General features: G+C 49.2%; 21 protein-coding genes. 10 read left to right on the forward strand and 11 right to left on the reverse strand.

Features of this window, described 5'->3' with window-relative positions:
- The first annotated feature begins 24 nt into the window (after positions 1-24).
- The 3 genes from pabB to DQW12_RS03130 all read left to right on the forward strand — a co-directional run bounded on the left by pabB (position 25) and on the right by DQW12_RS03130 (position 3,533).
- Positions 25-1,482 (forward strand): aminodeoxychorismate synthase component I, encoded by a 1,458-nt coding sequence (gene pabB / locus DQW12_RS03120; RefSeq protein WP_113906606.1) that lies wholly within the window; start codon positions 25-27, stop codon positions 1,480-1,482.
- Complete coding sequence (locus DQW12_RS03125; RefSeq protein ID WP_113906386.1) at positions 1,482-2,087, forward strand: CoA pyrophosphatase; 606 nt, start codon at positions 1,482-1,484, stop codon at positions 2,085-2,087. Before pabB ends, DQW12_RS03125 begins: the two co-directional genes overlap by 1 nt.
- 69 nt (positions 2,088-2,156) lie before the next feature.
- Positions 2,157-3,533, forward strand: a complete 1,377-nt coding sequence (locus DQW12_RS03130) for an L-serine ammonia-lyase (protein WP_113906387.1) — start codon at positions 2,157-2,159, stop codon at positions 3,531-3,533.
- 23 nt (positions 3,534-3,556) lie between these two features.
- Here DQW12_RS03130 and cysB read toward each other — a convergent pair whose 3' ends face one another.
- Positions 3,557-4,531 carry an HTH-type transcriptional regulator CysB gene (gene cysB / locus DQW12_RS03135; protein ID WP_113906388.1) on the reverse strand — a complete coding sequence of 325 codons (975 nt, stop codon included), beginning with the start codon at positions 4,529-4,531 and terminating at the stop codon, positions 3,557-3,559.
- 71 nt (positions 4,532-4,602) lie between these two features.
- On the opposite strand from cysB, the gene DQW12_RS03140 reads away from it, so the two are divergent.
- Genes DQW12_RS03140 through yciH form a run of 3 tightly spaced genes read left to right on the forward strand, consistent with a single transcriptional unit; the run spans position 4,603 to position 6,446 of the window.
- Complete coding sequence (locus tag DQW12_RS03140; RefSeq protein ID WP_157957836.1) at positions 4,603-5,298, forward strand: sensor histidine kinase; 696 nt, start codon at positions 4,603-4,605, stop codon at positions 5,296-5,298.
- A gap of 52 nt (positions 5,299-5,350) precedes the next feature.
- Positions 5,351-6,109, forward strand: a complete 759-nt coding sequence (locus tag DQW12_RS03145) for a hypothetical protein (protein ID WP_113906390.1) — start codon at positions 5,351-5,353, stop codon at positions 6,107-6,109.
- A 4-nt stretch (positions 6,110-6,113) separates the two neighbouring features.
- Positions 6,114-6,446: a stress response translation initiation inhibitor YciH gene (yciH, locus tag DQW12_RS03150; protein WP_113906391.1), complete on the forward strand. Its 333-nt coding sequence runs from the start codon at positions 6,114-6,116 to the stop codon at positions 6,444-6,446.
- A 19-nt stretch (positions 6,447-6,465) separates the two neighbouring features.
- Here the strand turns inward: yciH and DQW12_RS03155 are convergent, their stop codons facing one another.
- Together DQW12_RS03155 and DQW12_RS03160 are read right to left on the reverse strand one after the other, a co-directional pair.
- Positions 6,466-8,139: a SpoIIE family protein phosphatase gene (locus tag DQW12_RS03155; RefSeq protein ID WP_113906392.1), complete on the reverse strand. Its 1,674-nt coding sequence runs from the start codon at positions 8,137-8,139 to the stop codon at positions 6,466-6,468.
- A 6-nt stretch (positions 8,140-8,145) separates the two neighbouring features.
- The gene (locus DQW12_RS03160) at positions 8,146-8,451 is read right to left on the reverse strand and encodes an STAS domain-containing protein (protein WP_113906393.1); all 306 of its coding nucleotides are present in this window, start codon (positions 8,449-8,451) and stop codon (positions 8,146-8,148) included.
- 139 nt (positions 8,452-8,590) lie between these two features.
- On the opposite strand from DQW12_RS03160, the gene DQW12_RS03165 reads away from it, so the two are divergent.
- A complete protein-coding gene (locus tag DQW12_RS03165; protein ID WP_113906394.1) occupies positions 8,591-9,391 on the forward strand; it encodes a response regulator in 801 nt (266 codons plus the stop codon).
- Positions 9,392-9,474: 83 nt separating this feature from the next.
- Here the strand turns inward: DQW12_RS03165 and DQW12_RS03170 are convergent, their stop codons facing one another.
- Together DQW12_RS03170 and DQW12_RS03175 are read right to left on the reverse strand one after the other, a co-directional pair.
- Positions 9,475-10,779: an amidohydrolase family protein gene (locus DQW12_RS03170; RefSeq protein WP_113906395.1), complete on the reverse strand. Its 1,305-nt coding sequence runs from the start codon at positions 10,777-10,779 to the stop codon at positions 9,475-9,477.
- Positions 10,779-13,895, reverse strand: a complete 3,117-nt coding sequence (locus tag DQW12_RS03175) for an amidohydrolase family protein (protein WP_113906396.1) — start codon at positions 13,893-13,895, stop codon at positions 10,779-10,781. Before DQW12_RS03175 ends, DQW12_RS03170 begins: the two co-directional genes overlap by 1 nt.
- Before the next feature lie 231 nt (positions 13,896-14,126).
- On the opposite strand from DQW12_RS03175, the gene DQW12_RS03180 reads away from it, so the two are divergent.
- Complete coding sequence (locus tag DQW12_RS03180; RefSeq protein WP_113906397.1) at positions 14,127-14,585, forward strand: c-type cytochrome; 459 nt, start codon at positions 14,127-14,129, stop codon at positions 14,583-14,585.
- A 4-nt stretch (positions 14,586-14,589) separates the two neighbouring features.
- Positions 14,590-15,222, forward strand: a complete 633-nt coding sequence (locus DQW12_RS03185; protein WP_113906398.1) for a cytochrome b/b6 domain-containing protein — start codon at positions 14,590-14,592, stop codon at positions 15,220-15,222.
- A 38-nt stretch (positions 15,223-15,260) separates the two neighbouring features.
- On the opposite strand, the gene DQW12_RS03190 is transcribed toward DQW12_RS03185, so the two are convergent.
- Entirely contained in the window at positions 15,261-15,641 is a 381-nt protein-coding gene (locus DQW12_RS03190; RefSeq protein WP_113906399.1) for a DUF3574 domain-containing protein, read from the reverse strand.
- Between the two features lie 126 nt (positions 15,642-15,767).
- Between DQW12_RS03190 and DQW12_RS03195 the strand changes: the two genes are divergently transcribed.
- Positions 15,768-16,136 (forward strand): response regulator, encoded by a 369-nt coding sequence (locus DQW12_RS03195; protein ID WP_113906400.1) that lies wholly within the window; start codon positions 15,768-15,770, stop codon positions 16,134-16,136.
- Here the strand turns inward: DQW12_RS03195 and DQW12_RS03200 are convergent.
- From DQW12_RS03200 to rimM, 5 genes are all read right to left on the reverse strand, one after another.
- The gene (locus DQW12_RS03200; RefSeq protein ID WP_157957837.1) at positions 16,133-16,789 is read right to left on the reverse strand and encodes a DNA-J related domain-containing protein; all 657 of its coding nucleotides are present in this window, start codon (positions 16,787-16,789) and stop codon (positions 16,133-16,135) included. The two genes, DQW12_RS03195 and DQW12_RS03200, sit on opposite strands and share 4 nt — an antisense overlap.
- Before the next feature lie 152 nt (positions 16,790-16,941).
- On the reverse strand, positions 16,942-21,006 hold the full coding sequence (locus tag DQW12_RS03205) for a S8 family serine peptidase (RefSeq protein ID WP_113906402.1): 4,065 nt from the start codon (positions 21,004-21,006) through the stop codon (positions 16,942-16,944).
- Positions 21,007-21,184: 178 nt separating this feature from the next.
- Positions 21,185-21,544, reverse strand: coding sequence for a 50S ribosomal protein L19 (rplS, locus tag DQW12_RS03210; RefSeq protein ID WP_113906403.1), 360 nt, complete (start codon positions 21,542-21,544; stop codon positions 21,185-21,187).
- Positions 21,545-21,557: 13 nt separating this feature from the next.
- Positions 21,558-22,340 carry a tRNA (guanosine(37)-N1)-methyltransferase TrmD gene (trmD, locus tag DQW12_RS03215; RefSeq protein WP_113906404.1) on the reverse strand — a complete coding sequence of 261 codons (783 nt, stop codon included), beginning with the start codon at positions 22,338-22,340 and terminating at the stop codon, positions 21,558-21,560.
- The gene (gene rimM, locus DQW12_RS03220; RefSeq protein WP_113906405.1) at positions 22,340-22,882 is read right to left on the reverse strand and encodes a ribosome maturation factor RimM; all 543 of its coding nucleotides are present in this window, start codon (positions 22,880-22,882) and stop codon (positions 22,340-22,342) included. The genes trmD and rimM overlap by 1 nt, the downstream gene beginning before the upstream one ends.
- Positions 22,883-22,884 lie beyond the last annotated feature (2 nt).

Here is a 22,884-nt window from a genome sequence, read left to right on the forward strand (position 1 = left end):
CGCCAGTAACAACCCATGGAAACCATGAGCAAACCTTTTACTATTTTTGAGCTTTCTTACGCCAACTGGAATGAACCTACTGCGCTTTTTTCTCCCTTTGCGAACGAGCCCTGGGCCATGCTTTTTGACTCTGCCAACGCCCAGCATGTGAACAGTCGGTTCGATATTCTGGTGCGCCAGCCGCGTTTTAAAATTACCCAGCAACAGGGCCGCTGTAACGTTTCACCAGCACTTCCCTCTACACCACTTCCCTCTACACCACTTCCCTCTACACAAAGTAACGCGCAAGACGTTTCAACCAAGAGCAGCGATTTCTTCGCGCACATTAACGCCGCAATGCAAACACTAGCGCCGCTTGAGCTGTCTGCCGAACAACAACAATGGGCCGCTAATTTACCTTTTCTAGGCGGGGCGCTTGGGTACTTAGGTTATGATCTTGCGCGCACGCTTGAAGCCATACCCGAACATGCCATTGCCGACATTGATCTACCCGATGCGGCCATGGGCATTTACCAACATGCTTTAGTGATTGATCACGACAGCCAACGCACTTTTGCCCTCGCTCCTGTCGACTGGTCACTGGCGGAAGTGGAGCGTTTTTGGCGTGGGTCCGCTCAAAACCACCCTGCGTTTCATCTTACGGGCGACTGGCGGAGCAATATGAGCCAGGCCGACTATTTACAGCGCATTGAGCGTATTTATGATTATTTAACTGCAGGCGACTGTTACCAAATTAATTTAGCGCAACGTTTTTCCGCGCCGTGTAGCGGCAGTAGTTGGAACGCCTATTTAGCACTGCGCAAAGCCAATCGCGCACCGTTCTCCGGTTATATTTGTTTGCCACAAGGGGCCGTATTGAGTGTCTCGCCCGAACGTTTCTTGTCGGTCAGCACCAACGGCAAGGTAGAAACCAAACCCATTAAAGGCACCCGCCCGCGTAATACTAACCCTGCTCAAGACCAAGCCAGTGCAAATGCATTGCTCGCCTCCGAAAAAGATCGTGCTGAAAATTTAATGATTGTGGACTTACTTCGCAACGACATAAGCCGGGTCTGCGCGCCGGGGACCGTTAAGGTACCGCATCTTTTTCGGCTTGAAAGCTTTCCGGCGGTTCATCATTTAGTGAGCACCGTTACGGGTCAATTGGAGCCTCCGCATACTGCACTTGACCTGATGCGCGCTGCATTTCCCGGCGGTTCTATAACGGGTGCACCCAAAGTTCGCGCCATGGAGATTATCGAAGAATTAGAGCCGCACCGCCGTTCTGTGTACTGCGGTAGTTTTGCCTATTTCAGTGTGCACGGGCGTAGCGACAGCAGTATTACTATTCGAACGCTATGCCGCACGGGTGACAAAATTCACTGCTGGGCAGGCGGCGGCATTGTTATCGACTCTGTAGGTGAGCAGGAGTATCAAGAAACCTTCGACAAGGTAGCGAAAATATTACCTACCTTGGAAAAAAGCACAGCGGGGAACGAATAATGCACCGCTCCGCCGCTGAGTTTAGCGCTCATTTTAATCTTCACCCCGCTCAGCCCGCAATGTGGCCGAAGTCGCATACGCAGCAGTTGCGTGCCTCCGCCGTCTTGGTGCCGTTGGTCGAAACACCAACGGGTTTGCACGTTGTACTGACTCGCCGAACGGCCCACTTGCGCCATCACGCCAACCAAATTTGCTTTCCCGGCGGCCGCCGCGACGCAAGTGACCAGTCATTGCTGCACACGGCATTACGCGAGACGGAAGAAGAGCTAGGCATCAAAGCAGGAACCATAAACTTACTGGGTGCATTGCCGCCGCAGCCAGTACTCACCAAATTTATGATCCAGCCCTACCTTGGCGTGGTTCCCGCAAATACCTCGTATAGAGTGCAAACCAACGAAGTTGCTGAAGTGTTCCACGTTCCGTTGCGTACCCTCATGGACCAACGAAACCATTTACAGTTTAAGCGCGAACACCCTATTTATCCGGTAGTGCATTTTATTCCGTACCAGCATTATTTAATTTGGGGCGCTACCGCCGCAATTATTCGTCGCCTTGCCGACCAAATGAACCCAGCAGGGAAGCACCTGTACAGACCAGTGTTCTGACACTTGCGCTTACAGCAACAAATCACCACACTACAGCACAATACAAGAGAGTTTAGGAAAACAACCAATATGATTAGCGTTTTCGATATTTATAAAGTAGGTATTGGCCCGTCGAGTTCCCATACTGTAGGGCCCATGCGTGCGGCACGTGAGTTTCTCCTCGACTATCAAAAACAAGGAGGCGACCTCGCCAAAGTTACCGGCGTAGAAGTAGAGCTATTCGGTTCACTGGGGCAAACCGGCAAGGGCCATGGCACAGGTAAAGCCGTTATTTTGGGGCTTGCGGGTGAGGCACCAGAAAGCTGCGATACCAGCAAGGTCGACAGTTTTTTAGCCGAAATAGAGGCCACTGAGCAACTGGCATTATTGGGTGAACACACGGTCGCTTTTCCACGTACCGGCGCTATCGTTTTTCATCGCCGCAAAACCATGCCGAAGCACGCAAATGCTATGGAACTTAAGCTTTTTGTAGGTGAAGAGCAGGTATTCAGTGATTTGTACTACTCCATTGGGGGCGGCTTTATTGTGCGCGACGCCGACTTCGACGAAACACTAGAAGAAGCCATTGAGCAAGAAAGCAAACCGATTCCGTACCCCTTTGACAACGCCACTGAACTGCTTGCTCGCTGCAAAGAACAAGGCCTGCGAGTGAGCTCACTGATGCTAGCGAACGAAAAAGTGTTTCGCTCTGAAGACGAAATTCGCAAAGGGTTAATGCATATTTGGCAAACGATGCGCCAATGCATTGAAACCGGCATAAAAACCGAGGGAATATTGCCGGGCGGTTTAAAAGTTCGCCGCCGCGCGCCCGCGCTCTATCAGCGGCTTCGCAATGAAAAAACCCGTGACCCAATGCAGGCAATGGACTGGGTGAGCTTATTTGCGCTCGCCGTAAATGAAGAAAATGCAGCAGGCGGTCGCGTAGTAACAGCACCCACAAATGGTGCCGCTGGTATTATTCCGGCCGTTATGCGCTATGCCGATAAGTTTATTGAGCCGCTCGACGAAGATGCAGTGATGCGCTTTCTACTCACCTCAGCAGCTATCGGCATTTTATACAAGAAGAACGCCTCGATTTCAGGTGCTGAAGTGGGTTGCCAAGGTGAAGTTGGCGTGGCCTGTTCAATGGCCGCAGGCGCACTCGCGGAGTTAATGGGTGGCGATGTGAGTCATGTGGAAAACGCTGCAGAAATTGGCATGGAGCACAACCTAGGTTTAACCTGCGATCCCGTGGGTGGGTTGGTTCAGGTACCCTGCATTGAGCGCAATGCCATGGGTGCCGTGAAAGCTATTAATGCTGCCCGGTTAGCCATTCGTGGCAGTGGTGATCACAAGGTATCGCTCGACAAAGTGATAAAAACCATGTGGGACACCGGCAACGACATGAAAACCAAATACAAAGAGACCGCTCGCGGAGGCTTAGCCGTTAATATCACCGAGTGCTAAGCGCGCTTGTCGCGTGCTCGGTACTATAGAATAGGCAGCTCAATGGAACTGAAAAGTGCATCAACCTCTTCTTGCTGCCGAAGCTGAAGCGCTGCATCAACCTTGTCTCGGGTAAGATGCGGCGCAAACCCTTCAATAAAATCATACATATAACTGCGCAGGAACGACGTTCGGCGAAAGCCTATTTTAGTGGTGCTGGGCTTAAATAAATGCGCAGCCGGAATGGCGACTAAATCAGCGTCGGTTGTTGCTTCATAAGCCATAGTGGCCAACACCCCCACACCAAGCCCCATGCGCACATAGGTTTTTATCACGTCGGCGTCGGTAGCGGTAAACACAATTTTTGGCTTTAATTTGGCCTTATTAAACGCATTATCTAAACGCGATCGCCCAGTAAAACCATGCACATAGGTTACCAATGGGTAGGCGGCCAAGTCTTGAATACTCACTTGCTCCAGAGCCGCTAATGGGTGCCCTGGCGGCACTAACAATGAACGGTTCCAATGATAACAAGGCAACATCACTAAATCTTGATACAAATGCAAGGCTTCGGTGGCAATGGCAAAGTCTGCATTCCCTTTTGCAGCCAATTCGCTTATTTGCGAGGGTGAGCCTTGGTGCATATTTAAGCTCACTTCCGGGTAACGCTGAATAAACGACTTGATAACCGGTGGCAACGCGTATCGCGCTTGCGTGTGGGTAGTGGCTATATTCAACGTTCCTTTGCGTGGATGCGTGTATTCAGCCGCTACAGCTTTTATCGCGTCTACCTTGCCCATGACTTCTAAAGCAATATCGATAATCTGCTGACCGGCAGGGGTAACGTGAGTAAGGTGCTTACCACTACGACCAAAAATTTGTATGCCCAACTCGTCTTCCAGCATACGAACCTGTTTACTAATACCCGGCTGCGAGGTGTAAAGGTGCTCAGCTGTTTGAGAAACATTGAGGTTATTATTCAGAACTTCTACTATGTATCGCAGTTGTTGCAGTTTCATCGGCGAGCCCGTACGGATCGTGTTAAAAGGGTAGCTGCTTATTCCTAATACTTATGAGAGTGTCAGTATCTATGCCTTCTGTCAAACAAAATACGATCGACTTCGCAACCGTGCTCGGCGCAAGCGTGCACGACATGAAAAACTCTCTTTTTCTTCTGTTGCAGTCTATTGAACAGGTTGCAGCACAAATTGAAGCACCAGAGCCGAAAGCAAAATTGGCCGATATTCACTATGAAACACAACGTTTAAACACGAGCCTTATTCAACTACTCACTTTATTTCGGCAAGAACAAAAAAACTTGCCTGTGAATCGTGAAGAGTACTTTTTAGACGAGCTTGCAGACGACTTAATCGCCAACAACCAGTTTTATGCTGACCACCACAATACAGCCCTAGAAACCGAAATCGCAGAGGAAAAAAGTTGGTTTTTTGATCACCAACTGGTGCTGGTTTTACTTAACGATGTTCTGATTAACGCTATGCGGTATGCCCATGAACGCGTAAAACTGGTGGCCGATATTGACGAGGTATCCCACGAGCTTATTATTGAAGTTCATGACGACGGCCCGGGCTACCCTGCCGAAATGCTCGACAACTATTCTGCAGGACCACAAGCTACCGAATTGGGCGCGGGTCGCACCGGGTTGGGGCTCTATTTTTCGCGTCTTATCGCTGAGGCGCATCAAGACAAAGGCCGCGTGGGCTCTATTGTGTTGAGTAATGACAGCGTATTTGGTGGTAGCCGATTTACCTTAAGGCTACCGTAATTGAATGGAGTCAGGTACAGTAGAGCCATAACAAGGAAAAACGAACGATACTATGCTCCTAACGATTATTATTCTTATCTTTGCGCTGTCTGCGCTTGCCGTAGGGGTAAACGCTATTCAGCAACACAAACAACGTGTTGAACTAGAGCGGCGCCAACAAATGTTCCGTTATCGAGGTATTTTAGACGAAACGGAAAACCTCATAACTTTAGCCAGTGACTTTCCCGTAGGTAAAGGTCTGCTGCATGTGTTGCGGGTGCGTGCTCGCGACGCGCTGCGTTTATTAATTGATGTGCAGCCTAAAACCAAAGAGCTACAAATTCGGCTTGAAGAATATGAAGAGGCGGTAAAGAATCACAATCCAGAAGACAAATCCACGCTCATTACCAACTTCACTATTCCGCAACAAGACAAACAAATTGTTGCCATGATCCACGGGTTAAAAAAGCTGCGTAAAGCACTTCGGGCAGAATATGGCCGCAACCGCGTAGACGCCACCGTGTTTCAAGAGGAAGAAAAACGGATTAGCAAAACCTTACTGCAAATTAGTGTCGAAACCCTGATTCGCCGCGGCGAAGGCGCGTTTAGTTCGGGCATGTTGGGCTCCGCTCGCCAGTACTTTGAAAAAGCACAAAAGAGCCTGCAAGACGCCACCTTCGATGACCCCTACATAAGCGAGAAGCTCGGTGTTGTCACCGGTAAGCTAGAAGACATCGCAAACTCCCTGCGTGACGTTAACGCAAGCGACGCACGCAAACGCGACAAGAAGAGTGACCTCGACGAGTTGTTCCAACCGAAAAAGAAATGGTAATGGCATGAGTTTTCAAGACCAATTAAGTCAACTGGTATTTTCCACTGATCGCGGCAAAATTGAACCCGAGCAAGCGCCGGAAGCTATTCCAGATGGTGACGGTATTGTTCGTATTCGCCGAGAAACCAAAGGCCGCAAAGGCAAAGGTGTAACCCTTATTGAAGGCCTTGCATTGCCCGAGAAAGAACTACAAAGCCTTGCAAAAACGCTGAAAAAGCGTTGTGGCGTGGGCGGTAGTGTTAAAAACTACATTGTCGAAATTCAGGGGGATCAACGGGAAACCTGTAAAGCTTGGCTAGAGCAACAAGGTTACAAAGTAAAGCTTGCTGGTGGTTAATCACCAACTTCTATTGTCGCTACTGCAGCAAGTATACAAAACAGATCGTGCGCCCTCCATGCAGCCATTGCACGTCTCGCGCCAGCTCCCGAATGAGGCTGAGCCCACGGCCAAAATTAACCTCACCGCCTATCGCACCTTCTGTGTTTTCCTCCGCAACGTTCGTACCTTTCTGTGGCAAAAACCCGAGCCCTGAATCAGACACCGTAAAGGTTAAGCTTTTACTTTCTGGCTTGTAATCAACCTCAATCGTAATCAAACCGTCTTCGAGTTCTAGTAGGCGCCTTTCTCGTTCTACGTAATAGCGTTCAAAACCGTCTGGCGACTGCTTTAAGCGACTATCCATGCGCAGCAAACCATGGTCAATCGCATTGTTGTACGACTCGGAAAGCAAGGTGAAAAGCGCCGAACGATGGGGTTTAAAGCCTGGAATATGCTCAAATGCACGTAAAAAGCTAGCAATAGGGTCTTGTGAGCGAATTTCATTCATGGTCATGTCGCAACGCACCCTAAAGGGGAGTTGCGACAAATCTGTGCTCGGGACTTGCGCTAGAATGCCCGTTGGCACACATTCAAGTAAGGCCAGTGTAATATCATCGTGCTGATGCCACTCTTTAGTGAGCGCCTTAATTTCATGAGCTACTGAATTAAATTCCCAATGAAAGTGCTGCAAAAGTAAACGCAACCCAGACGCGCCGAGCATTTGCCCGTGCTCCTTGCCCAGTTCAATTAAACCGTCGGTTGCCAAAAGCACGCGACTGCCAATGTCTACGCGTAACGTGGTAACCGCTGGGTCAAATTGATCACTCGGTAAAATGCCAAGCGCAACATGTTGAGGCGCAAGCTCGCCTAAGAACTCTCCCTCTGGCCCGATTAATTGCGGGCCATTCATCCCCCCATTCCAATAACTCAAACGTTGGCCAGAGGCAGACAACTCAATGAGAACAGCAGCGCAAAACATGTCTTCTGGAAGCAGCTCGCTTAATCGATTATTAATTTCCGTTGCTATTTGTCCTACTGGAGCGCCGCGCGCAGCCATCGAATAGAATGTTTGCGACGCAGGCAAGGTACCAATAGCTGCGGCTAAACCATGACCGGTAAAGTCGCCTAAAAATATATACAGATTACCAATCGGGCTTGCGGCGGTTAACAAGGTGTCGCCATTGAAAACACTTAAAGGTAAGAAGAGAGTGCTGAGATAAGGGTAGTCACCTAAGTTGCGGTTCAGCGCATTGTTGAAAATACGTTTCACAATGCGATGCTCGCGGTCAATCCGTGCACTGTGATACGCCAAGTGTTTGTTATTCTGCTCTAATGTTTGGCTTAATTTTCGGGTGCGCAAATGTGCTTTTAGCTTTGCACCTAATACCAAAGGGTCAAACGGCTTACTCAGAAAGTCATCGCCGCCCGCCTCCAAACAACGCAGTAAAGTGCGCTTGTCGTCAAGAGCGGTAATAAAAATAATCGGCAAATGAACCTGATTTGCTAGCTTTTTCAGCTGCGGAGCTATTTCGTCACCCTTCAAGCCGGGCATCATCACGTCGAGCAAAACTAAATCGGGACTAAACTCGTTGAAAACAACCAAGGCGTCTTCGCCACTTTCGACAGTAAGCGGCGAATAACCAAACTCTGTAACCATTTCCCGCAGTTGTTCACGGTTTACCGCTTGGTCGTCAATAATAAGAACGCGCACAGAAGCTTAGTCGATTTGAAATAGTTTATCGAAACGCGAAATGTCTAAAATTTTGCGAATTTCCGGCCGGCAGTTAATCAGTTGAATTGGCCGCGTGTGGTTACTCAAACTTTTACGCATATTCAACAACATTCCCAGCGCTGCACTGTCGATATACTCAGTTTCCCGAAAGTCCACCACCACGTTAATCGAACTGTCACTGAGTTCAGAGTAGGCTTGGCGAAATTCCTGCACCATACTAAAGTCGAACTTTCCCTTCACACGAATAATAAATTGCTGCCGATCGCTCGAATACTCTGTAAATAAATTCATGAAAAACCCCTAAACGCTTGCGTAGTTGAAAGATTAACCTGTTCTTTGCAGGAGGGCTAGCCCGTTTCTAAACTCACTTGTCAAAACCGCTCGATTCCCCTACTCTGAACGCACTTCCAATTAAGGACACTGTGTATTTATGGCTGAATTGACTGCCGATCAGCTTTCTATTTTATTGGTTGAACCCTCAGAGGTACAACGAAAGCTCATTACTCGCCACCTTGCCGACGCAGGTGTTACTCGCTTAGAAACAGCGAGTACCGTTGCCGAAGCGGTTGAGTTACTGCCGCGGTTACAACCCGACTTAATTGCCAGCGCTATGTATTTTCCCGACGGCGAGGCCATGGCCATTCTCGAGTATATTCAAGGCAATAAACAGTTAGCCGACACGCTCTTTATGTTGGTGTCGAGTGAGCATAAACGTGAACAGCTTGAACGCTTCAAGCAAGCAGGCTGTGTGGCTATGCTACCGAAACCCTTTACCGACAAGCACTTGCAAAAAGCTATCAATGCCACTCTCGATTTAATTTCACCGGAACATTTTGAGCTACAAATGTTCGACGTGGAAGAGCTCCGCGTGTTGCTCATCGACGACAGCCAAACTTCTCGGCACTATTTACGCCGAGTTTTTGAAAGTATTGGTGTAAGTCAAATTGTAGAAGCAGCCGACGGCCGTTGTGCAATTGAGGTGCTCGAAAACCAAGATTTCGACCTTATTTGCACCGACTACCATATGCCCGAAATGGATGGTCGTGAACTCGCCGAAACTGTGCGGATGCAACCTAAACATGCTCACATTCCTATTTTAATGGTGTCTGCTCGGGCAGACGAACTTCAGCTCGAACAAATTGAGCAGGCGGGCGTTAATGCTTTAACCGACAAGCCGTTCGAACCGGAAGTACTGCGAAAAACACTACAACGTTTACTCGACAGCCATTAGTGCTTGCACGAATAGTGCTGCACGAACCGAGCAGCAATAAAAAACCCGTACACAAGTACGGGTTTTTTCATTTTACCTTCGCCTTAACGACTCAAGCGTTCGCTATACTTTTCATAAAGTTGACGATGGCGGTTATTCAAATCCACCGGGCGACCATCAATATACATATATTCAATGTCTTGGCCGAGTGGATCGAGAATATCGCCGCCAGACACCACCAAGGTAGCCTGCTTACCCACCTCGAGCGAGCCCATGCGATCATCAACGCCCATAAGCTTCGCAGGCACAATAGTAATGGCCGCCAATGCCGCTTGGTAGTCGAGCCCTGAAGCCACCGCATTACCTACACCAAAAGCGAGGTTACGCGTGTCCCAGAATCCCGGATAAGCTAAGGCAAACTCAACGCCCGCTTCATGTAGCTTCGCTGGCGTTGAAAACGCTACGTCGTAGCCTTCGTCTTCACGGCTCGGCAAGCCGAACAGCGCACCAAATACCACCGGAACTTCTTGCTCCGCGAGTAAGTCCGCTACCATCCAGCTGTCTCGCCCACCCACAATGGTAATGTCGAAGCCAAATTCACGATTAAATTCGAGAACCTGTTCAATTTGACGACGATCATTGGCATGAACAAAGAGCTTCAGATTCCCTTCGAATAATCCACGCATAGCCTCCCAACGCTGGTCTACTAGGGTTTGTGTACCCGCAACCCGCGCGCTATGGTAAGTTTGCGCAGTACGAATAACCTCATGCAGTTGCGTTATTGCCTCTGCATTTGCCTTGCGTTGCTGCTCCGGAGTACGGCGTTCCCACCACGCAGTATTGAGACCCGCACGTGGCCAACTCACATGCAAGGCTACAGGGCCTTGTTCCAGTGCATCCTGCCAATGCCAACCGTCTAGCTGCATTAAGCTGGAACGCCCTTGGACCAAATTGCCTTGTGGTACAACTTCAGCGTGAGTAATTCCCATGTAGCGAACGGTAGGAATAACTTCCGAGTCGGCATTAAAAGCATGGTGGCCCATTACTTCTGGCGTTATATTGCCCACCTCTGCCAAGTCGTTCGACGCCCGAATCGCCTCGAGTTCTATCAAACCCAGCGTGGTGTCGAGCGCTATCAAGCCTGGGTAAACGTGTTTGCCCGCTAAATTGATGATCTGCACGTGCTCAGGCAGTGTTAAATTTTCACCAATGGCCGTAATTTTGCCATTTTCCATTAGCAAGTCTTGCTCAGTCAGCACACCTTGCGTAACCGTATGCAAGGTTGCCCCCTGCAATAAAACAGCGCCCTCGCTGGCCTTACCGGGCACCATATCATGGCTATGCGCAGGTGCCATCGCGAGCGAAGAGCTTACCGCCAATGTTAGCGCGAATGATATCAATCGTTTCATTAGTGGGCTCCTTCTGAATGCTGTGAATGGTCATGTTGGTGTAGCGCCTCAAATGTCTCGAAACCACGCCATACGTCTTGTGTTGTTTCACAGTGCCAAGTTGGCTGCGTTGCCCGATAACCACCACGCTCGCCACGATTCGCTTCGCTACCCGCACTAAGTACCGCTTCAACAAGCTGTGCTCGCTCTTCAGCAATGCGCTCGCGTTGGGCGGCATCCACTTCGCGGTCAAAATATTTTCGACCTTCAATCCAGGTTTGCTGTGGGCGCGCATAAGCCGACAGCGGATGGTTATTCCATATCACAAAGTCGGCATGCTTACCTGCAGTAATCGAACCTACATAGTCAGCAATTTCAAGCTGCTGAGCAGGATACAACGTCACCAGTTTGAGTGCTTCATGTTCGTCCATTCCACAATAGCGGACCGACTTTGCTGCTTCTGTATTTAATCGGCGTTGCAAATCATTGCTGTCGGAATTCAAGCTAGTGAGTACACCTGCGTCTTTCAAAATACAAGCGTTGTAAGGAATGGCGTCGTATACCTCAAATTTAAAGCCCCACCAGTCGGCAAAGCTCGACGCTCCCGCACCATGTGCCGCTATTTCGTTGGCTACTTTATAGCCTTCTAAAATATGCGTGAAGGTATGAATTTTAAAGCCAAGCTCATCGGCTACGTCGAGCAACGCCAATACTTCAGACGCCACGTAGCTGTGCACATGGGTATAGCGTTCGCTGTTGAGAATCTGCACCAAGGTGTCTAAGCGGTAGTCGCGGCGTGGTGGTGCCGTACGGCGACGCTCTGACCGACTTAGCCGCGCATAGTCTCGTTGCGCCTGCTCATACTCACGCGCAGCTTGGAAGTAGTCGCGAATTAACGCCGCCACACCCATTCGCGTTTGCGGATAACGCACACGATACAAGTCGCCCCAGTTACTTTGTTTTACGTTTTCGCCCAATGCCATTTTAATTGTGGCTGGCGTTTCGGCGAACTTCAGACCTTCCGAGCCTTGGCCCCAACGTAATTTAATTGCTTGGCCCTGACCACCAATAGGGTTTGCCGACCCATGCAACAAATGCGCAACGGTTGCACCACCCGCTAAGGAGCGATAAATATGGATGTCGTCTGGATTCACCACATCGCCAATGCGAACTTCTGCAGTAACCGCTTCACTCCCTTCGTTCACCCCTTGCGAAATTGCAATATGCGAGTGTTCATCAATTAAGCCGGGAGTAATATGCATACCTGTGGCGTCAATTACTTCGTATCCGCGCGGTGTTGACAAGTTCTGTCCTACACGCTGAATTCGACCATTGCGTACTAAAATGTCCGCATTCTCCAATATGCCTTGGTCATCGGCTGTCCACACGGTGGCATTGCGAATGTGTAGATTCGCTTGCGTAGGTTGTTCGCTAACACCAAAACCAACGTTTGGCCATGTAAGCCGCCCAACATATTCAGGTGTGCCCGCGTTACGTTGCGTTTCCGCCGCCGCAGCTTCTGGCTCGTCACGCGTTGCGCTTAACGCAATGGCGCTGCCGTTAGCACTTACCGCACGACCAGAAAACGACGTTAGGCTTTCATGTTGCATGGCGAACCGATAGGTTCCCGGCAAATCAAGGGCCCCAAGATCAGCCATAAACGACACACTGTCATTGTCTGCGCTGACAGCACGAAGATTCACCTCGGTTTCGCCCGCCACTAACTTACCTTGCATGCGGCCATTGCCAGAGAGTGTCAATGTAAGCTCTTTATCGCCCAAGGTTAATGCATATTCGCCGCTAAAGTCGGCTGGGTTCATAGGCTTCAGTTCGTTCTCTTCGCCTTGCAACCACACCGACACAATTTCTCCTTGGTCAAATAAGTCGCCGCGCGAAACCACGAAGTCAGCACGATAGCCTGCAGCCAAACGCCCAGCTTGATCGGCAATACCCGCCATTTCTGCCGGCACCGTTGTTAATGCCGCAAGCGCTCGCTGTGGCGACAAACCATGGTCAATCGCTTTACGAACGTTCGGCCAGAAGTCACTGGTTTTACTCAAACCATGCAACGTAAGCGCGAATGGAATGTCTGCATTCGCAACCACAGCAGCATTGCCCGGAGCTCGTTCCCAGTGGCGTAGGTCTGCCAATGAAACGTCAAGTTCCGCAAATTGCTCGTTCAGTTCCGGTGCCGCAGGATAGTTTAGCGGTAATATTAACTTCATATTCGCCGCTTTCAGTTCGTTAATGCGAGCATATTCAAAACCAGAGCCCACAACAGTAATTGGCAACGAAAACTCAGCAAAAACGCGCGCCGCGCGTAATGCGTTCAATTCGTCACTTGCGTCGAATACAACACCGGTGCTGGCAATATTCGACAACGCCGAAAGTGCCGCGTTGAACTCTAAAGCGCCATTAGAGGTACTTAACCCTTGGGCTTCTTTGTACCAATTGGCGTCAGACAAAGTTTGCCGAATCAGTGCGATACTCCCCATTAATGAGCTAGGGTATTGCTGCGTTGAGCTGCCTTTGTCGAAAGAAGCGAAGTGCGCGGTTTGTGGACGGTAAATAATGTCGTTTGGTAAACGGTCTGCAAGCGATAAGGTGGTCGCACGGCCACGGAAAATACCGTCAAAACGTGCCGACTGGACGCTGGTAAAACCTTGCTCAATGTAGCGTTTGGCATCGCCACTCTGAGCAGCAGCCGTTTCATACCAATTCTTCTCTGCATGAATGGCCGCATTGCTTGCGTTACCGCCTTCGCGCTCATTTGAATATACGGGCGCCTGTGACCGCCCTCGTGGGCCGCCCTGCTCGGGTTTCGCCACACCGTAATTACTGTAGGGGTCGATAAACCCAGGGTAAATGGTATAGCCAGTAGCGTCGATAACACGCGCTCCCGCCGGCGCGCGGTTATTTCGCTCAATAGACCGAATAATGCCACGCTCAATTACCAAGGTTGCATTTTCTACCCGCTGCCCTGGCTCCGTAATTAATGTTGCATTCGTAAGCGCAACAAGTTGCGGGTCGCGTTCATGCAAACCGCGAACAGGTGTGGTTTGATCAGCCCAACTCAACATGCTTACGCTCGCAGCAAACACTGCTGTTGCGCTTAGCACCGTTATATTTCGCTTCATTCTGCTTCCTCTTACCGTGGGTTATGAGAAGTTATTATGAATTTTCTATGTTAATGACGCTACAAGGTATTAAATACGCTCGCAGTACACTAGCATTAAAAGCCGCTTTACTTTTAAACTCTATGGTTATTAGACCAAGCGCGGGTGTTCTACGACAAAGCTCATCCACTCGACGTGAAAATGAGTATACTGTAGGTAACAGTAACCAAAAACAGCCCAAGAGGATAGTTTATGATTCGTTCAGTCAAGGTTTTGGTAAGTTTAGGCGCTCTGCTTATTACCCCTTCGTTACAAGCAGAACCCTTCGAAAATGCGGCGGAAGCCGTTGAGTATCGGCAAAATGCTTTTTCTATGATTCGTGCTAACTTTGGCGTGCTCGCCGGTATGGCTCGTAACGAAATCCCCTTCAATGCAGACGAAGCAAAAACGCGCGCACAAGCGGTGTATCATTTATCGTATATACCTTGGCAAGGTTTTGTAGGCATGGGTGAAAATGCCTACGAAGGTACCGAAGCGCTGCCCGGAATTTGGCAAAACAAAGCCGACTTTAACAACAAAGCCGAAGCGCTTCGTAGCGCTGCAAAGGAGCTCGTAGAAGCGACAGAAAGCGGTTCAATGAACACCATCCGCCCTAAATTCATGGCTGTCGCACGCTCTTGTCAACAATGCCACGAACAATACAGAGATTAAAATAATGCAAGTGCGGGTTTGGGACGGTTTTATTCGTGGTTTCCACTGGTTACTGTTAGCCACTTTTTTAGGGCTTTGGTTTACTGGTGGGAAAATTGAGCACATCGATCGCCACGAACAACTGGGGCTTTTTATGCTCGCACTTTTACTTACTCGCATTATTTGGGGTTTTGTGGGAAGTGAGTCTGCTCGTTTTCAGCATTTCCTGGCCGGTCCAAAAGCAATCGTTGAGTACCTCAAAGCGCCCCGTGAATTCCAACGCTTCACCCATAACCCGCTCGGAGCTTGGTCGGTTGTAGCCTTGCTCACGGTACTGCTCGCTCAGGTGGGTACGGGTCTATTCACCGACGACGCCATTTTCTATCGCGGACCACTGGCACACCTCGCAAGCTCAGATACACTGCGTCTATTAACCGTATACCATAAGCAAATCATTAACTTCATTTGGGTGTTAGTAATTTTGCACGTTGTGGCGATAGTCGTGTACCGACTGCTCGGAAAAAATCTAGTGCCGGCAATGATTCATGGTAATCAAGCAGGGGAAGGCAATCAGAGACCTCCGGTTATTCGTCACGGCGGTTGGGGCTACCTATTACTCGCAGTAAATTGCATTTGGATATTCTATTTCCTTGGGTAACCTGAGGCTTAATCCTGCGAAGTTTAACGCAATGAGCTCTATTGACTTGCAGGTATAAACAGCCATTGTTCAACAGAACTAACGAGCACCATGACTGAGTCTTGCTCAAACAAATTCGTATAAACAGTGGCTAGCTCTTTTACTTTCGGTAACTCATTCTCAGGAATAATTAGGGTAATAATCTTCGATTTTTCCGCTTGGCCTTGGTAATAACCAACGCTATCGACGACATTAAAGCCATTAAAACGTGTCGCTACTTCGGTTTTCTCAAAGTTCATCCACTCGGCAACGGAAACCTCGCCTTGTGGCATGTTCAGGCCAAAATACATTTGTACTTTAACGGCCCCATGCTCTGTTGCTGTCGCTATTCCCGCAACGGTAAAGAAGCACATAAGCGCGATAATTCTTATCCAAACCATAATTATCCAAAAGCTCCCGACAAAGTATAATCCGCCTATTTAAGCAGATACGGCTGCGGATCAAAATAGTCAGACCTTAAAAGCTGTGGTAGGCTTATTGTTCTAGCAGCAAATGGACAGTAGTTGATGACCTCAATTCTAATTGCAGACGATGACTTCATTAGTCTAGAAGTGCTGAAAGCTATGCTCAGCAGTTATAACGTTAATATTATTACCGCCCAAGATGGCAAACACGCATGTGATCTTGCACTCGAACACCAGCCCTCGCTCATTATTCTCGATTATGAAATGCCCGTAATGACCGGCGCAGAGGCCTGTGCGAACTTGCGGAAGAATTCTCAATTCAAGAACATCCCTATTATCGCCTTAACCGGCCACCAAAGTTCCACCGAGTTAAATACCTGCCGCGACGCGGGAATGAATCAAACACTTCACAAGCCTGTCTCGCCCGAAGCTATCGCGGAGCTATTCAAGTCATACTTGCCAAATATTTAAGGCTCGAACCGCGTTTTTAAGGTTTCGTATGCTGCTATGAATCGTTCCACTTGCTGCCCAGAGCCGCCTTTGTCGGGGTGGTATTGGTGCATTAGCTTTAAGTAGTGACGCCGGAGTTCTGCTCTCGACTGTGGCATATTCGTCAACGCTAGCACCTGCATACTTTGTTGAATGTCGTTCTCGGTAATAGCTTTAGGCCGGTAACCTTTCTCTGTAAAACGCTGCCAAAAGGCGTTAAGCCACTGCTCAACATCCAAAGCAGTAGTTCCTTCAAGGTTCTGCCAATCCATATAGTATGCGCGAAGCTTGTCTTCTCGGGCCAAACCATTGACCGCGGCTGCCAGTGGCACCACACGAATGGCTAAGGTGTCAATTTCAAGGTCAAATAATCCTTGAGTACGCCACGTGTCTCGTAGACGATACAGTATATAAAAGAGAATAAAGTGGGTGCGGAATAACGACAGTTCCGAACGCAGTGCGTCTTCCGCAAAGAATTGGTACGGTGGCTGCTGCAGCGTTTGAATCAATTCAAATTCGGTAATCGGCTGCTGTCGCTTCAGTAGTATATCAGCCACCACTTCCAGCACTCGCTCAACAAAGTCACGCTCTGGCTTTGAATTGTCATCGGTTAAATCGACTTTTGGCGCTGTCATCATACTCCATAAATGGCTATGGTATTTTCGCCAAGGCTAACACAAGGCCCCTTTGCAACAAACTCCCCCCGAAGGCTGAGCACTACAAGCCACGCCACCACAAATGAGCCTTTATGAAAAAAGCTCAGCGAATGCTGAGCTTTTTAACAGGTTTACTCTCTCGTTCTCGGCGCGTTAGTTGCCGCCGGCTCACTGCGCTCTGAGGGCGGCAATAGTGTTCTGTGCACGCTATGGAAGTCTTCACTGAGCACTCGTTTGCCTTGGTAGATACCATAACCCGTATCACCATTTGCAGGTTCATTTTGTGCGTCGAAAATATAAAGGTCATCAATAAGCCAGCCACGGAAACCGTTATATAAACCGTCTCTGGTATTGAATAAGAACCGAATTTCTATCAATTCACCCGCAAATTGCGATAAATCGAACTCTTCCAATACCCACACGGGTTCACGATAATACCCTGCCGACGAAAACCCCTTCGGAGCTCTGTTGCTGTCGTTGGGGTCAACAAAAGGATTCAGCCGACGGATACGAATAAAGTCCGTCCAACCGACAACGCGAACATCAATTTGCATCCAGTCGTAGCCGTTTTCATTGGGGTTCACAGACTCAATTTCCCAATAAGTTTGGAAACGCAGTATCGGCATATTGGTGCCCGTAAGGTCAATAACGGGTGATGTTAACTCACCCGAATGTGAACTCACAGAACGCCCACCACTATTTGGGCTATCGCTCGACGACTGCGTGCCAATAAAGCTACCCGTATCACTCTGTCCGTACCACCAGGCATACTCACCATCAAATGCTGACGGCAAGTTCGCGGTTTCAGTCGTGGCGTCGGGCGCTAAGGTAACATAACCACCCACTTGCAACTGATTCACCAGCGGCGTAGTAGTAAACGGGAAGCGATTCCACATGCCCGTAGTTAACCATCCACTGTCACTCTCGAAGCTGTCGGCATACACAGTTGACCCTTCTAAATCGTAAGGTTCAAGGACAAAATTCTCCGTCCGATCTTTACCTTGCAATACAATCACCTCTTCACGAACCACCGAAAGATGATTCGCTGCCGAAGCCTCCAAAATAAAGCTTGGAATAGGCTCGCCATTGGAAGCAATTTTTGAAATATTTGATATGACATACTGGCCATTTGCATTGGTTACTGCCGAAGCGAAGTAGCCATTCGTTAATTCACCACCCGAGATACGAACCGAAGCGCCTGCAATAGGCGAACCTTCGTTGTTGGTAACCAAACCACTAAGCGAACCGACCGCTTCCGCACTCGCATCGGTCATATTGACAAATACAACTGCATAGCCGGGTACAGCCACATGCGTGAGCGCAGTCGAATAGAAGTCTGCTAGCTCTGCATACAGCTTGTAGTCGCCCGGTTGCAGAAATACGCGCTGGACACCTTCTTCGTCGGTCATTCCTGTATTTTGGTAAATTATTCCGGGCGTACGTTCAAGCGCAAGTTGAGCGCCTTCTAGCGGCTCAAGTGTAACCGTGTTACGTGCCACAAAATTCACCGACTGCACCGAGAATGGGTACTGTTTGGTAACCTCTAGTTCTGTTCCTGTTACGGTATTGCGCAGGGAAACCTGTGCCTCAATCTCATACCAAGCATAATCATGGTTAAGCTCAGTGACCACAACAGAGCTGTCGCTACTGCCACTACTCAAAATTTGCCATTCATCGCTCTGGCTCGCCCGCCCAGAAAGCTGGTAGCTTACTGCCTCTACGCTAAGCTCATTATCGAGAGGTACAACCGCTATCTCCACCTCTGTGCCGAACGGATTTGCGATATAATGCGACAACGAAACTTTGCCTTCCAATACTGCTAACGCTTGCTCCACCGCCGCTTTTACATTCAATTTTGGTATGGGTTGTTCGAGCGGTATCGCCGCCTCTGCGGAGCCACACTCAGGGCTTCGTTCAGTAATATAGTCCGTTGCGCTGTCCAGTAGAATAGCGCGCACATCTTCAGCGCTAAAATCTGGATATACCGAATAAATAAGACTTACTGCACCCGAAACCAATGGCGTAGCGGCGGAGGTTCCACCGAAGCTCTCAGCACTACAGGTACCATAGCCATTCTCGCTACTCAAATAACGAGACTCTCCTTGTTCGGTAACGTCGTACGCTGACAAATACTCTGCCGGTGCCGCAATATCAACAGTTCTGCCATAGTTACTGTTGGGGAGTAACATACCGTTATTGTCGTGGGCTGCTACAACTAACACATTCGGTAGTGGCGAATAGGAGCCTTGGTTGTTTAAGTGTAGGGCACCATTTTTATTTGCTGCCGACCCCCCGTCGTTGCCTGCCGCCCACACATGTATGATGTCGTTAAAACTTAATGCTAAGTTCCGATAAGTGCGGGTATGGGCAAAGGCCAGTGCACTAGAAGCAATAGAACCCATGGGCCCCCAACTGTTATTGATAACGCGAAGGTTAATGCCGTTTTCTTCGTTTGCTTCGTTCAGTAGCGCCCAATAGCTCGTTAAGTTTGCCCGCGCTAACAGCGCCGGCGACTCCCAGTTGACCGCTGAGTTGCCCACGAGGTTATTCGTGTTTCCGATCAAAGCCGCACTAACCGCCGTACCGTGAGAACGAACCGAAGAGGTATAACGCGTTTCATAGGCCCCTTCTAGCTCTTCATGATTGACAAAGTAGCCATCATCAAGAATCGCAATATGCACATTAGGGCTGCCGGTGGTGTGCGCCCACGCCCCCACAAAGTCCGCACCAGCTCCACTTTGTAGGTGCCAATTACCGCCTTCACCAGTCCAAGGTAATCCGTCGTCCGGAAGCTCACTGAATACAACGTTAGCCTCGGCCCCTGTGTAGGCACGTTGGTTCACCCCGGCTACGCCCGCTTCCAGCTTTAATTCCTCAAGCGCTTCAAGTGCAGCCACATCGTTGGGGCTAAACTCGATGAGCAAGCCGTCTATTTCGGAGTAGTCCACTAGCGTTAGTACACTATAATTCGCAACCAAAGACTCGAGTTCGGCGCGGCTTAAACTCCAGCTCGACACCCAAGCCTGATTACGAACCACGCCAATATACTCTTCTACGGGCACTGTGCCATCAAAGTCTACCAACTCAGTTTCGTCTACTGGAATTGCAGAAGTGACATTAAATACCAGCTCTTTTTGCGTGTCTCCTGAGTGTGATGTAGCAAGAACTTGATAGGAGCCTACGCTGTCAGCGTTAAATCGAATACCGGCGTTTTCATTCAACACTGAAACGCTCACCTCATCCACATCGTTAACGAGAACCTGCCAAACAACGTTCCCAACCGGCTCTTCTGTTAATAAATGCGCTTCTACCTCGCCGTATTGTTCAGGAATATCGGAAAGTACGAGTTCTATTGCAGTTAATTCAGGAAAAACCGGAGTAATAGTTAAGATTACCGTGTCTGAATGCTCCGCTCCGTCGTTGTCGGTTACCGTAAGCTGGAACACTAAGCTGGTATCTTCGCTCACTTCAGGAGCCGTAAAACGAAGTATAGAATCGGAGGCATCGGCCACGTTTACACTGGTGCCGCTCACTTGCTCCCAAAACCAGTCAACAATTTCTCCGTCTTCGTCGGTAGCAGAGCCTGCTTGTTCTACTTCACTACCACTAGGGAATTCTTGGTCGGCGCCAGCATTCGCCACAGGCGCTTGATTTTCCTCCAGAGCGGCTTCAACTTCACAAGCGGACGTGATTGGGCCCGTTTCATACAAGGGTGCATCAAAGCTACCGGCACAGCCACTCACCGACAGAACTCGATATTCGGCAGGAACCCAAGCCAAGCTAAATTCAGCTGTGTCACCATGCACCACATTAGCGCTTTCAGGCGTCCATGTACCGCCCATGTTCACGCGAGTTGTAACAGTGTAAACGCGTGCCTCAAAGGTGGCGGTAACGGTACACGCGGAGGTAATCGCACCGGTTGTATAGGTTGAGCCGCTGAGCGAACCATTGCAGCCGCTTACTTGATCAATGTCGAAACCCTCATTTGGGGTAACGGTAAAGGTTGTTGTTTGCCCTTCGGTAACCGTACGTTCCGACGGCGAGATACTACCGCCACTTTCAGCATTTGCAGATACCGTATAGGTTGCAGGAGGTGTAGATCCACCAGAGTCGTTGTCTGAGCTACCGCCGCAGCCCACTAAAATAATAGCCGAGATGGCTAAAATGCTTAGACGGGAAAATGTTAATGAGTTCATCGCTAATCCTTACATTTGTAATCCATAGATTACAAAAATTAGCACAAAAACCTAACACATCAAGAAAAACGCTCAAATAACAACCAACCCCATGACTTATAGTATAGTTTTCTTGTGTTTGACTATGTATAAAAAAACCCAGCCGAAGCTGGGTTTGAGGTCTGTTGCGAACAAGCGCTTAAGACAGCTTTTCTTTAATACGTGCAGACTTACCGCTACGCTCACGTAGGTAGTAAAGTTTCGCACGACGAACCGCACCACGGCGTTTCACGGTAATGCTGTCGATTAATGGGCTGTGCGTTTGGAATGTACGCTCAACACCTTCACCGCTTGAAATCTTACGCACAGTAAATGCACTGTGAAGACCACGGTTACGCTTACGAATTACAACGCCTTCAAAGGCCTGTACCCGCTCACGGTTACCTTCTTTTACTTTAACATTGACGATAATGGTATCACCCGGAGCAAACTCCGGAAGATCACTTTTCAACTGCTCGTCTTCGAGCTGCTGAAGAATAGACTTATTAACTTTAGCCATTGCTTTTCTCCTCCTAGGATACACTACCCGAATCGTTTGCTTGCTTCGCGAGTATCTCGCTGAGCAATGCTTGCTGTTCGTCAGTCAGAGCTAGGTTATTTAGTAAATCGGGCCGCCGCTGCTGTGTTCTTAATAACGACTGCTGCAAGCGCCACCGCCTAATATCTTCATGGTGACCACTCAATAACACTGAGGGCACCGCTTTGTTGTCGAGAACTTCAGGGCGCGTGTAATGCGGACAATCCAACAGTCCGTCAGCGAAAGAGTCTTCCGCCGCAGAGTTTACATGCCCAAGCACACCCGGCACTTGCCTTGCTAACGTATCGATCAAAACCATGGCGGGCAATTCTCCTCCGGAAAGAACAAAATCACCAATCGACCACTCTTCGTCGATATCACTCTCAATCACCCGCTCGTCAATGCCTTCATAGCGCCCTGCTACCAGAACCAATGAAGCCGACTGACTCAGTTGCGCTACACCTTCATGATCCAATTTGCGCCCTTGCGGAGACAAATAAATCACTTTCGGTGTAACCCCACTTCTCGCGGCCACTGCACGTTTTGCGTCAGCAATTGCAGCCCTTAAAGGTGCAACCATCATCAGCATTCCAGGCCCCCCGCCATAAGGGCGGTCGTCTACCGTGCGGTGTTTGTCTTGCGTGTAATCACGAGGATTCCACGTGTCGACCGAGAGCACCCCTTCCTGCACTGCACGCCGTGTCACTCCATAGTCCGTAATCGCACTTAGCATTTCCGGAAATAAAGTAACAACACCAACGGTTAGCTTTTCTGCCATTAGAAATCAGCAGGCCAGTCGACCGTTATCACACCTGCTTCCCTGTCTACCGCAACCACATACTGCGATTGAATAAACGGAATCAAGCGCTCGCGCTTGCCGAAAGCGTCTTTCGCATTCGCAGTAACAACTAATACATCGTTTGCTACGGTTGCCAAAAGATGATCCACAACACCCATGTCATACCCTTCGGTATTTACTACACGCAGGCCTTGTAAATCACGCCAGTAAAACTCGTTCTCGTCTAGTTCCGGCAACAAATGTGCTGGAACCGCGATTTCCATGCCCGTGAGCAGCGCTGCTGCGTCGCGGTCATCGACATTCGCAAATTTTGCAACTAAGCCTTTATTATGCCAGCGCCATTGGCTGACTTCGGCTGGTTGCCAACTCTCGCCCTTGCCTATATACCAAGGAGCGTAGTCGAATATTCCTGAAGCTTCTTCAGTGTAAGCATTAATACGAAGCCAGCCTTTAATACCGTATACAGCACCAATGGTGCCCAGTATCACTCGCTCTGTTGTGCTTACCGCTGCTGAAGTCATAA

The organism is Aliidiomarina celeris (assembly GCF_003316875.1).
GTDB classification, from domain to species: domain Bacteria; phylum Pseudomonadota; class Gammaproteobacteria; order Enterobacterales; family Alteromonadaceae; genus Aliidiomarina; species Aliidiomarina celeris.